Source organism: Tenacibaculum sp. 47A_GOM-205m (genome assembly GCF_000518405.1).
Taxonomy (GTDB): domain Bacteria; phylum Bacteroidota; class Bacteroidia; order Flavobacteriales; family Flavobacteriaceae; genus Polaribacter; species Polaribacter lutimaris.
In genome coordinates this window covers 333,516-345,795 of the sequence record NZ_JADN01000003.1, presented here as the reverse complement: position 1 = coordinate 345,795, position 12,280 = coordinate 333,516, and the positions used below count along the sequence as shown (strand labels likewise).

At 28.0% G+C, this 12,280-nt stretch carries 10 protein-coding genes; 5 read left to right on the top strand and 5 right to left on the bottom strand.

Annotated elements, in window-relative coordinates; genetic code table 11:
* The first annotated feature begins 373 nt into the window (after nt 1–373).
* Genes N534_RS0101680 through N534_RS0101660 form a run of 5 tightly spaced genes read left to right on the top strand, consistent with a single transcriptional unit; the run spans nt 374 to nt 6,258 of the window.
* Nucleotides 374–2,578: a DEAD/DEAH box helicase family protein gene (locus N534_RS0101680; RefSeq protein WP_038005199.1), complete on the top strand. Its 2,205-nt coding sequence runs from the start codon at nt 374–376 to the stop codon at nt 2,576–2,578.
* A gap of 1 nt (nt 2,579) precedes the next feature.
* A complete protein-coding gene (locus N534_RS0101675) occupies nt 2,580–2,795 on the top strand; it encodes a hypothetical protein (protein WP_028890818.1) in 216 nt (71 codons plus the stop codon).
* Between the two features lies 1 nt (nt 2,796).
* Nucleotides 2,797–4,989, top strand: coding sequence for a hypothetical protein (locus N534_RS0101670; protein ID WP_028890817.1), 2,193 nt, complete (start codon nt 2,797–2,799; stop codon nt 4,987–4,989).
* Nucleotides 4,989–5,471 (top strand): hypothetical protein, encoded by a 483-nt coding sequence (locus N534_RS0101665; RefSeq protein WP_028890816.1) that lies wholly within the window; start codon nt 4,989–4,991, stop codon nt 5,469–5,471. The genes N534_RS0101670 and N534_RS0101665 overlap by 1 nt, the downstream gene beginning before the upstream one ends.
* Nucleotides 5,461–6,258, top strand: coding sequence for a hypothetical protein (locus N534_RS0101660; protein ID WP_028890815.1), 798 nt, complete (start codon nt 5,461–5,463; stop codon nt 6,256–6,258). The genes N534_RS0101665 and N534_RS0101660 overlap by 11 nt, the downstream gene beginning before the upstream one ends.
* On the opposite strand, the gene N534_RS0101655 is transcribed toward N534_RS0101660, so the two are convergent.
* Genes N534_RS0101655 through dndC form a run of 5 tightly spaced genes read right to left on the bottom strand, consistent with a single transcriptional unit; the run spans nt 6,253 to nt 12,226 of the window.
* The gene (locus N534_RS0101655; protein ID WP_028890814.1) at nt 6,253–6,732 is read right to left on the bottom strand and encodes a hypothetical protein; all 480 of its coding nucleotides are present in this window, start codon (nt 6,730–6,732) and stop codon (nt 6,253–6,255) included. The genes N534_RS0101660 and N534_RS0101655 overlap by 6 nt on opposite strands.
* Complete coding sequence (locus tag N534_RS0101650) at nt 6,722–8,401, bottom strand: ATP-binding protein (protein WP_028890813.1); 1,680 nt, start codon at nt 8,399–8,401, stop codon at nt 6,722–6,724. The genes N534_RS0101655 and N534_RS0101650 overlap by 11 nt, the downstream gene beginning before the upstream one ends.
* Complete coding sequence (locus N534_RS0101645; RefSeq protein WP_028890812.1) at nt 8,402–8,794, bottom strand: DndE family protein; 393 nt, start codon at nt 8,792–8,794, stop codon at nt 8,402–8,404.
* Nucleotides 8,778–10,865 (bottom strand): DNA sulfur modification protein DndD, encoded by a 2,088-nt coding sequence (gene dndD, locus N534_RS0101640; protein ID WP_028890811.1) that lies wholly within the window; start codon nt 10,863–10,865, stop codon nt 8,778–8,780. The genes N534_RS0101645 and dndD overlap by 17 nt, the downstream gene beginning before the upstream one ends.
* Nucleotides 10,862–12,226 carry a DNA phosphorothioation system sulfurtransferase DndC gene (gene dndC / locus N534_RS0101635; RefSeq protein WP_197017689.1) on the bottom strand — a complete coding sequence of 455 codons (1,365 nt, stop codon included), beginning with the start codon at nt 12,224–12,226 and terminating at the stop codon, nt 10,862–10,864. Before dndC ends, dndD begins: the two co-directional genes overlap by 4 nt.
* Between the last annotated feature and the right edge of the window lie 54 nt (nt 12,227–12,280).

The window sequence follows — 12,280 nt, the reverse complement described above, 5'->3', positions numbered from 1 at the left end:
TTATTTTGTCCTGTCCTTATGTAAAATATTGTCCAGAGGACAATATTAATACTATATAATTATTATTTCATTTGAACTTAAATTAAAATACTTCAAGGAAAACTTTAATTTATTAGACAAGTCTTCAAGTGACTGAAAATTGTTAAAATCATTAGGAAGCAATAAAAATAAATATAAATTTTCTATCCTTTTCTCCAAGATATAATTTAAGATAGACTTGACAATATTTTTTTGGCTTACTATAAAATCAGATGAATAAAACTTGACAAACAATAAGTTAGTATCATTAACAACTACTAACGATACTTTTTTGAGTTTTAAATATTTCATTTTTATTATTTTTTAGTTAATTTTAGAGATTGCTTTTGAACTCATGACCAAACTTACTTTTAAAGACATATCCTTTCCCTGCACATATAAATATAGTTCAGATTCAGACAATATTCCTTTAGAGTTTTATGAAGATACTTTTCCTATTAGTAAAACCATAGACTTGTTATTAGGTTATTTCAGCTCAAATGCAATAAAGGTTTTATCTAAAAGCTTTGCTGAATTCATCTATAATGGAGGAAAAATGAGATTAGTTACTAATCATTTTTATAGTAATTCTGACTATAATCATCTACTAAACAACACAAAAATTAATAATGAAGATAAAATCATCAATATTTTTGAAGATATAGTAGAACTTGAGAAAAATTTAAGTCAGGAGGGACAACATTTTTTTGACTGTTTAAAATACTTACTCAATAATAAGAGACTCGAACTAATACCTGTAAAGTTTAACAAATTTGATCTTGCACATTGTAAAAAGATGATTTTATTTGATGGTAATGATTATATATCAACAGATGGTAGTATTAATTTTACTTTATCTGCTTTAATCAAAAATTCTGAAAGTTTACAGGTAGATGCACCTTGGGTTAGTGATGTAAGTAAAATTAGAATTGAAGAGGAAAAAAATAACTTCCAAAAAATCTATGAGAATAAACACCCTAACTATGAGCATATAGACAAGAGTGAAATTATTCGAGTAGTAAATCAATTAGGACAGAATAAGAACTTACAAGATTTACTAGATGATTCTTTACAGCTAGGTTTAGATTTATACAGTAATAAAGTAATTAAAATAAAAAAACTTAAAAAAGAGAGGTTTGAAGCCTTAATAGATAAAATAGAAAGAACTCCTAAATTTCCCTTTCCGCAAGGTCCAAGAGAATATCAAAAAGATGCTTATATAGCTTGGAAAAAAAACAACTATTCTGGTGTTTTTGCAATGGCTACAGGTACTGGAAAAACAATAACTTCACTAAATTGTTTATTGAACACATATAATAATGAAGGAAATTATAGAGCTATAATTCTTGTGCCTTCTATATCTCTTTTAAACCAATGGGAAAAAGAAGTAAAATCCTTTAATTTTCAAAATATATTAAAAGTTGGAGGAGGAAATAATTGGGAAAAAGATTTTGCTAACTACTGTAGTAATTACTCCTGGGGGTTAAAAGAAAACCTAGTTATAATTTCTACTTATGGTAGTTTCACATTAGATAGATTCCAAAACCTTTATAAAAAAATTCAATCAGAATTTCTTCTAATTGCAGATGAAGCTCACAATATGGGAGCTAAAAACATTAAGAGTAATTTATCAAATCTTAACATTACTAGAAAAATTGGCTTATCAGCCACACCTAAAAGAATTTATGATCCTGAAGGAACTACTGCTATAGACCAATTCTTTAATGACACTCCTCCATACACCTATAACTTCAGTATGGAAAAAGCTATGGAGTTTGGCTTCCTTACTGGATACAAATATTTCCCATTAATTGTTGAATTAACTGAGGAAGAATTTGAAGAATACTCTGTTATTTCTAAGCGCCTTTTAAAATATTTTGACTTTAAAAATGGTATTTTTAAAGATGATCCAATGGTAGAAATTCTTTTGTTAAAAAGAAAAAACATCATTCATAAAGCTCAAAATAAAATAGACTTATTTAGTTCTATTGTTGAAGAATTAAAAAAGACTAATAAAGATAAATATGTCTTTGCCTACATTCCTGAAGGATACACAAATAATGACGAAGGTGAATCTACTAAAATTTTAAATGAGTATTTGAAAAGAACCCATAAAGATTTTCCAGAAATAAAAATGAACTCTTACACTTCTGAAGACCAAGATTTAAATGATATTCTTAAAGGTTTTGGAGAAGGAAAAATAGAAATACTGTTTGCAATGAAAATGTTAGATGAAGGTGTTGATGTACCTAGAGCAGAAGTAGGAATATTTGCAAGTAGTACAGGTAACCCTAGACAGTTTATTCAAAGAAGAGGTAGACTTTTAAGAAAGCATAAAGACAAGGCTTATTCAACAATATATGATATGGTAGTCATACCAAAATTAGAATCATTTACAGATGAATTTTTTAATATAGAAAAGAGCCTAGTTCGTAATGAATTAAATAGAGTTGCTTATTTTTCAAGCCTATCAATGAATTTTTATGATTCAAAAGATACATTATTAAGTGTTTGTAAAAAATATAATCTAGATTTAGATACCATAATTAACGATTTATAATATGAAAAGAAATGACATACTAAAAGAAATTCTATCAGACCCAGATTTGATGGAAAAATATGATATCAAGGAGAGAGATCTTAAAGAATTAACAACAAGTGCACCTTATAATAAGAAAATTATTGAAGTGCTATCTATTATTATTAATGAGAATGACAATCATTTAAATAGCTCAATGATTTATAAAAAGATTAAAAAAGCACATAATATAGGATAGTATGGCATCAATTATAAATAGTATTTCATTTAAAAACTTTTTCAACTATTATGGAGACTATGACACTACAAGATATGACTTTGAAGAAGGTGTCAATATTGTTGTAGCTGACAATGGAGCTGGTAAATCAAAATTTTTCAATGCCTTCTTATGGTTATTTTACGATACTGTACTTAATTCAGATGATAAAAAAACATATCCTGTAAAAGATTTTGCTGTTAAGATTATATCAGATAAGGCTAAAAATGAAACATCAATAGGTGACTCTGTTGAAACGGGTATTAAAATAGAGTATTCTACCAATAGACATAAATTTCAAATTATCAAATCATTTGTAGCAACTAGAATTGGAGAAAAGCTATCTGATTTTGATAATTGGCAAATAACTCTAAATGATGTTGAAGTTGATAAAACTGACCATATATTACCAAAATATAAACCCATCTATGATGCAGAAGAAAAGCATAGGGTAATTAATCAACTTATACTACCTACTTTAAGGCAGTACTCTTTTTTCCAAGGTGAAGAGGTTGATAAAATGATAGATTTTACAAAGAAGTCTAGCATTGAAGATGCTGTAAGAACTCTTACTAACATTAGTAAATATGAAGATATTGCTAAAATTGTTCAGGACATTTCCAATAAAGCCTATAATGATTTAAATAAACAAACTAAATCTACTAGTGATCATAATGACAGACTTGATAGTGCTATAGAGTTAAAAAAATCTCTTGAAACCCAGTTAGAGCAAGAGGTTGAAAAACTGAATATTCAGAAAGAACTTTATGAAACAGCAGAACAAGAAAAAAATAACCTAGAACAGAACTTTGCTAATGCTGAAAAAAGGAAAGAATTAGATGACAAAATTTCTGATAAAAGTAAAGTTTTAAAAAGAGTCAAAGAAGATTATGACAATTTCCTAGAGGGTATTAATAGTAGATTTTTTGATGGTAGTTTCTCTTGGATTTCTTTAGGATTTGAGCAATCTGTAGTTGACTTTAAAGACAAAATAAAGGACTTTAGACAAAAAAGGTATGAGAAAAGGGCATTATTAAATGCTACTGAAAACCCAAATGATTACTTCACTATACTTCCATCAGATTCACCAGATGCAGTGACATTGCAACAAATGATAGAAAGTGAACACTGTCATGTTTGTGATAGACCTGCTGAAAGAGGTTCTGATGCGCATAATTATCTTTTAAAATTAAAGAATAGACCTAATGAAGCTGACTCTAAAAAGGATTTTGTCAAGAATGATTTAGAAGATTTTTTTGGTAACCTACAAATTAATGCATCACCATTTCTAAACAAGTTTGAGGCAATACCTCAAAGTGTTTTAAGGACACGAGAAAAAGAACTAGAATTAAAAAAGAGGTTAGATAAGCTCAATTCAGAATTAAAAGCTCTAAAAGCACGTAGAAAGGATATTCTTATTGCTGGGACAGAATCTGAAGGTGCAGATAATGCTTCAGATATTATCAACCAATACAAAGGTTCTATAAGAAGAATAGAACAGGCTTCTGGTAGGATTGAAAGATTACAAAATAATATTAGTGAGCTTAAAACAAAAATCACTAATACTGATAAAGAGATAACTAATTTAAGACCAAAAGATATTCCAGAAGGCTACACATTAAATTATGAAATAAGTCAAGATTTAGTTGAAGCAACTAATAAGGCTCAAGCTAGAGTATTTGACAAAATGGTAAGTCTGTTAGAGAGTCATGCTAATGAACACTTCGAAAGCCTTATTAAGTATAATGACATAAAAGGAGGTGTTTTAAGCTTTGAAAAGACACCTTCTGGCGGTATTTCATTAGACTATATAGATGAGTTAGGAAATGAAGTTTCTGGAGCTTCAGAAGGCTTTCAGAGAATGAAAAAATTTGCAGTAGTTATGGCTATTATTTCTGCTAATACTTCTCAATACAACTACCCTCTATTAGCCGATGCACCATTATCTGCATTTGGAAAAGCTTTTAATAAAGGATTCTTTGAAGCTATACCAGATGTATTCCCACAAAGCATAATTCTTGTTAAAGATTTATATGACAAAGACCTAGATGGTAAACTCACAGATTTGGGACAAAAGCTATTGGAAAGTAGCACTATAAAAACATTATACCTTAATGAGGTAGATGAGGAATTACCACAGATAGAAAGAACCACTAAAATTGAAAGAAGAAAATAATGAATAGTCAAGAATTTAGAAATAATTTACTTCTTAAAAGACCTAGATACGCAGTAAGTAGAATACCTGTGTTAGATGCCTTTTCAGAGAAAGGTAGTAAAAGTGCTGATTATAGCAGATTTGGTCCTTACTATGAAATTTATATCTATGCCATGATGCTTGGTATCAAGAAGAAACAAAGATTACCATTACCTCCTAGAGACCTTACAAAAGACTTTATAGAGATGGGGAAATGGAAAAGAGACTCTTCTCTTATAGACTTTCTCTTAATGGTGATTTTTACTCAAACAGATGACTTACAAATTGACTGGAATGAGCTTGAAGATATGGAGCAGGAAGACCTAAATAAAGTAATTTCTAGAGTAGTAACTTTAATTGAAGAATATGCAAATGGTGGTTTAGCATACCTTGAGGAATTATGGGAGAATGGAAAACTTGATAACTCACATTATATGTTTATAGATTTATATAATGGTTTGTAAGAGATTAAAAAAATTACAAGAACATTGTTATGACCTTTCAATAATACTTGGTCAATCTAACTGCACCATTACTTCTGACTGGTTGATGATTGCTAGTGGTATTGATGGAATTGATTTTACATGGAATAAACATGATAAATTCTCTTCTTGGTACTGTAGACCTGCTATTGAATATGATACTTCTAAGACAAGTATTATCTCAGATTATATTTTTAATTTGACTATTTTTAACTACATATGGGGTGCATTTGAGTCTTTAACAAGTAATATTTTTACAAAAAATCAAATTAAAAAGAATGGAAAAGTTAATTGTGTAACAAATTTTCTAATTAACAAAAAACTGCCAATTTTATTTTATGAAGATATTTTAGATGAGTTCATTAAATATTTGAAATTTATAATGATGGGTGACTATTTTGATTTAAAAAAAAATATAAAAAGTGAAATTGATTTAATTTATAATATTAGAAATAAATTCGCACATGGTGCATTAAATTTCCCAGAACCTGAGGACTATACTTATTTTAACCCTAAGATGATGATTACATTTTTAGAAACTTGTTCAAGAATAGTTTTACTTCACATACAAGCTCTATTGATTTTATCTGAAAATATTATTAAAAAAGGATATTGTTTACCAATGTGTTTTTTTGAAAACACATGTGAAATTGATGATTTTGATTTATTAGCATCAGAAGGTTATTTTTTAAGTAGATTGCATTTAAAAAGCATACCCGAAGCAGATAAAAATATGACCCTGTTCGGAGACTATTATTATAAACTATAAATAATTATATATACCATCTAATATATCTTTAGCGTATTTTCTAGCATAGACCCAATCCTTATTGGGAATTCTCTTGGGGCAAGTTCTAGATGTATCTGAAATAATCTCAAAATAATCAGTATACGGATAATACTTTTCATAATAGTTCTGTATCATTCCTGATTTAAAACATAACAACTCTTCATGGATTGCGTGTTCCACTGCTTGCGTTATTACTCTCCATCTATTTTGAGTATAGTCAATTCTTACTTTAGTTAATTCAACTGAAATTAAATTTAAATCAGCAAGATATTCATCTACATCTAACCCTCTCTTTTTAATTTTTTTATAAAAAGTTCCTTTTTGATAAAAGTGTTGAATCCATCTAGAAAAAGTAATTCTCTGTGTTTCTCCAATATAGATTAACTCTTTAGAAAAAATTAAATAAACAAAAGACCCCTCTAATTCTTCTTTAATTGAACTTTTAATCTTCATTCTCAAATAAATCCCAGTTATTATTTACCCAATTATCTAATTGTTGAGAAGTTGCTCTTAAAAATTTTTTAAATATTTCTAAAACTAGATCTCCATCTACTGCATAAAATTTTTCTACGGTTTGATTTTGACCTACTGCTAATGAATGAAAAATGGCTTCTATGGTTTGTCTGTAAGGAGAATCAGGCTCATTCCTGCTAATTGCTAAATCATAATAAGGATGATTTTTATCTATCAAAACATATGATCCTTCTATATTATCATATCCAGCCTCCCATAAGGTTCTATTTCTGTTACCATTCCAATACCTAACTCTTCTAAATGTATCTTGTTTTTCCTCATCCTCATATTTCGGAAGAGTCTCTTGCTCAAATTCTTTTGAATTTTCCTCTAAAATTTCCTTTCTTTTTTTAGTTTCTTCTAAGTTTATAGGAATAGATTCATCTCCATCTTCTTCAAGAGCTGTATTACTATTATTGAATTCAGATCCTTCACTTTCATGCTTTTTCGAATTTTTTACTTTTATATCACATAATTCAAAAACTTCTTTGGCTTGATTTCTTGGAACTGCAACTAATTGCTTAAGTATACTTTCAACTTCTTCAGAAATTGTCAAATGTTGTTTTGAAACATCAACATCAAATAATTCATCATGCTCTGTCTTAAAAGAAACTTTTATTCTAATACCAAATTCTCTATTTAAAAAAACTTTTTCACCCCATTTAATTAACCTTCCATTTCTATAAAAGTAAAAACCACTATTCTTAAGAGACACGTCATACTCTTTAATTCTTTTCCTTTCATCTTCATTGAATTTTGCAAAATTTTTCATACTATCTTTGGGGAAAATAGTTGCTTGAATTTTAATTCTCTCTCCAGTTGGATTAATTGGGTTTTCAAATTCTTTATCTAAAACCTTACATGGTTTTTTACAATCATAATCTTCTTTAATGAAAGCATCTAAAGAATCTGACCAAAAAAGTAAATCTCTAGATTTAATTTCTTTAACTCTAATTTCATTACTCTTTGAATCAAAAATCTGAACTTTAAAACTAACATCTTCTTTATCTAAAAATTCGGAATAAAAAACCCCCATCTTTTTTGATAAATCTTCACTCAATTTCTGAGCACTAATTCTACTAGTGTAAATCAAATTATGAAAAGAGACAACTGTTCCTGTTTTATAATCATTTAGAAAATCTTCTACTAATTGGTCTTTTTCCTCTATACAATAACCAAACTTACCTGTGGACTTTATTATATCTCTATCTAGAAAGTATTTATCTGAAATGCCAACATCAGTTGTTTTACTAACAACTTCAATTCTTCTTCCAAGAGAAAAACCAGCTGATTTAAGTCCCAAACCATACTTTGACAAACTATTATTTCCATATTCAACATCAGAACCTAACTCTAAGGCTTTAGTTATCCCTTCATCATTCATTCCTTTCCCATCATCAATAACATAAATTTTTTCAATATTTTTTATATTATTAATGTTCATTCCTTCTTTAAGGTAAATCTTAATTGAAATATTTTTTGCCCCAGCCATAAAAGAATTATCAATAATATCCATTATAGCTGAACTTGGGTTATAACCAATTTTAGAAATTGCTTCACAAATCCTATCCGCATTAATAGGTAGACTATTTATTATATTCTTTTTCATTTATATAAGGTTAATTGTTTTTTCTATTTTTTCAACTAAAAAATCAAATCCATCTAAATTTGAATTTGAATTTACTTCTTCATTTAAGAGTTTTAATCCATCATCAATATGCATTTTTACATATTTAGCTAAATCTTTATCAGATATGTGCAAATTATAATGTAGAGCTACCATGCCTGTATAGTAATCTATATAATCTCCAAATAACACTTTACTTGAATACTCTTTACCACTAGAGTTTTGAATATCATTAATATCTAACCTTCTATCTAATGATAAAGAGTATGTTAAAGCAATTCTTGATATTATATTTTCTGTACCTAAATTTAGCTTCCTTGTTAGTTGAGCTACTACATCTCTATTTTCTTTACTAGTCCTAATGTGCGTAAACATCTTTCTCTTTTTTAAATTCTCTAAATAAATTATTCACACGGGTAGAAGTAATTTCCGAACTATTATTCTTATTCCGAATCAAGAATGTCTTATTCAAATTAGGCTTTAAAAGTTCATATTCAACCTCTGAAAGCTCTTTTTCTAACAGAGGGAATAGTACTACTTGCTCAGATATGGAAGGATAAAATTCTTTAATAATATTTTTTGAATGGTATTTATCAAACTTCTGTAAAGGGCTATCAATAAAAACAGGAAATTTAATTCCAGATTCATCAACAAGTGCCTTCAACAAAGCTGTAGCATACAATTGTTGCTCACCCTTTGATAATGAATCTTTATCTATTACCTCACCATTAACATCTAATAAATCAATATCCATAACATCATCAACAATATTAACTTTTACATTAGATATAAAATCTACTTTATGCATTAACTTTTTAAGCCCTAGTGAAACAGATTTCTGTAAAGAGTATTTTTTATCTTGTTTAACTCTTTTTATTAATTCATTAATTTTAATTAAAAGATTGCTTGTTACTTCATACTTCTTCTTGTCTCTTTCAACTAAATTAAACTTTTTCTCATACTCTGATCTAACTTTCTTGTGTGAATTCAATTTAGTTTTTAGAGCTCCTAATTCCTCAGTTATTTTGTACTTATCCTCTTGTAAACTCTTAATTTTTGTATCAACATCAATTTTTTCTTTCCTAAATTGTTTAGCTAAATGATTATCCTTTCTTGCTTCTCCCTGTTTAATTTTTTTTATCACATTATTTAACAAGGTTTTATTTACATTCTCCTCTTTAACAATTACCTTAAACTGACTTAAAAAAGTAGTCTTAATATTATTATAGATAGCCTCAAACTCTCTAAAAGATTCTTCACTAAATTCTAAATACACCTTACCTACTTTTGAGCCTTTTTTTTCTTTATTAAATCTTGATTTAATTGAAAAATTAATAGCTTCTTCTAATTTAATTCTTATTGAAGATTCAATATTAACCAATTCTTTACTAGCCAGTAACTTTTCAGAAAAAGAGTTTAATTCTTTTTCCAATATCTTTTCAGACAAGGCTCCATACAACTCATCATTTTCTAAAACTAATTGATTATATAATTTACTAAGATGTTTACCCGCTATTACAAGAGGTACAAGGTCTAAAAGTTTTTTTAATTTTTGTTTTATCTGTTTAGACTCTTCTTTTAATTCATCACGCTTTAATTTTAATTCTTTTAATTCTTCTAGTGTTATTGAATTTCCCTCTCTAATTAATTTTTCTTGCAGTGAGTCACTTTCAGAATTTAAAATAGAAACATGCTTATCAATTTCCTCGAGCTTATCTTGATTATGATTAATTATCTTAACTAACTGTTCTTCTTCTGATAATAACTTTTTTAACTCTGATTCCTCTAATTCTGATACTCCATTTCGCCTTAACTTTGTTAATAAAGACTCTAGGTTGTTTTTTAATTCCTCATACTTTTTAATCCCTAAAACTTCAGAATAAGCTTTGCTCAAACTTCTTAACTCTGATTTAGACTTTGCTTCTGCAAGAGATACTATTTTTTCAGCATCAAAGAAGAAGAATTTAGCTATCTCTCTAGGTAAAATAAAATCATTTATAAACACCTCAAAACCTACATCTTTGGTTAATTCATTTTCATCTCCATCAATAAGTATTTGTAACTTTTCTTGTTTTGTATTTAGATTATACGTTCTTTTTATACTGACAGTTCTACAAGGTATAGAAGGTATTAATAAATCTTCTAGTTCAACTTCCACTGAAAAAAATGGTTCTAGTGATTCTTTTTTAATCTCTCTATTAACTAATGATAATAAATAATTATCATAGCCTCCTATATTTTTCACATCTTTCTTATACTTATCTTCTACTTGAACCATAAGTTTTCCATAAAAGCACCATATTAAAGATGTTAAAAAAGTAGTTTTTCCAAAACCATTTTTACCCGCTATAATACTAATATTTTTATCTCCATTACTTCTGAGATTAAGCTCATTTTCTCCTTTATATATTCTAAAATTATTAAGCTTTATTCTACTAATTATCATAATTCATTTTCTTTTACAAAAGACTCTATTCTTTTTTCTACATCATTATGTAATCCATACTTAGAAATCATTAGTGTCTTTGTTTCTTGTAAAGTTATCAGATTATCTATTAAGTGATAATAAGATGTATCTTCTTTACAAATATCTTTTAAAATTCTTCTTTCAGTATCATCTAATGATTTGATATTATTAGTGCTTATCTCTTTGTTATAAACCTTTTTATAAATATCTCCAACATTATAATCAAATTCGAGATCCCTATTCCAAGTAACCTGAATAGCAATTAACTCTTGATTTGTTATTAAAGTTACGTGAGGTCTATCTAATTGAATTTGTTTCTGAATTTCTAATAGTTCTCTTAACATTGTAGCTCTATAATGAGCTTCGTAATTACCAGATCTATGACCATCTTCACTAATTGCTGGCATCCCATTTCTTCTAGTTGTAGATCTATTTTTACTAATGTTCCTGTTCTCTACTAATCTATTTCTATAATCTAAAAGAGGTTGCATCCAATGTTGACCATTCTCTATTAATGCTGTCATAGATTTATCCTTTTTAACTACAGTACATGTCCAACAACCAAACCTACTTTGCCCACATGATGAATGAGCCTTATTTGTAACTACAGTAGGACACTCATAATCATCAGCACTTGCATCAGCATATATTTGAAATAATATTGAATTATCAAATCCCCAAGGAGAAGGAACAGTATTAATTATATACCATACTTCTTCTAACATTAATTCTTTTATTGGAGCATAGACATAAGTATTAGCATTAGTGTTATGTTTTGAAAGTCTTTTTCCTTTAATCTCATGTTTTTTCATAGATCTTTCACGAGTAGCACTTTCTTCATACCTAGTTCCTAACAAAACAATTGCTTCCCCTTTTTCATCTATTTGCTCTAACAAAAAATTAGAAGTTGGTCTAATTTTAAGCTTATCTGTACACCATCTAAAAGTGTTATTCGGAACAGGGTATCCTTTACCTATTACATTAATCCAAAAAGACTCCTCTAACTTAGGTACTGTTTTTTTTACTATTATAGGAATACCTTGATCTCTAGCCCCTTCTTCTATTTTTACTAAAACATCATCTATGTAACTTGAAATTATTGGATTTTCAACCATTGTATCATTACAAACAACATAAACAGGTCTTCTCAGCTGATATGGAAAAGGCAAATCTCTTTTTATCCTTTGGAGAGCTATCCACACCAAGGTTAATAACACTGTAGAATCTTTACCTCCACTAAACCCTATAATCCAAGGTCTCTCAGTCTTATCTGCATAAGCATATTGATCTATTATTTCAGATATAATACCCTCAATTTTCTTGCTTTTAATTTTAATCATAGTTTAATATAAAATCTTTCAAAATTAACTTAAATTGGTTCAATATTCAACCTA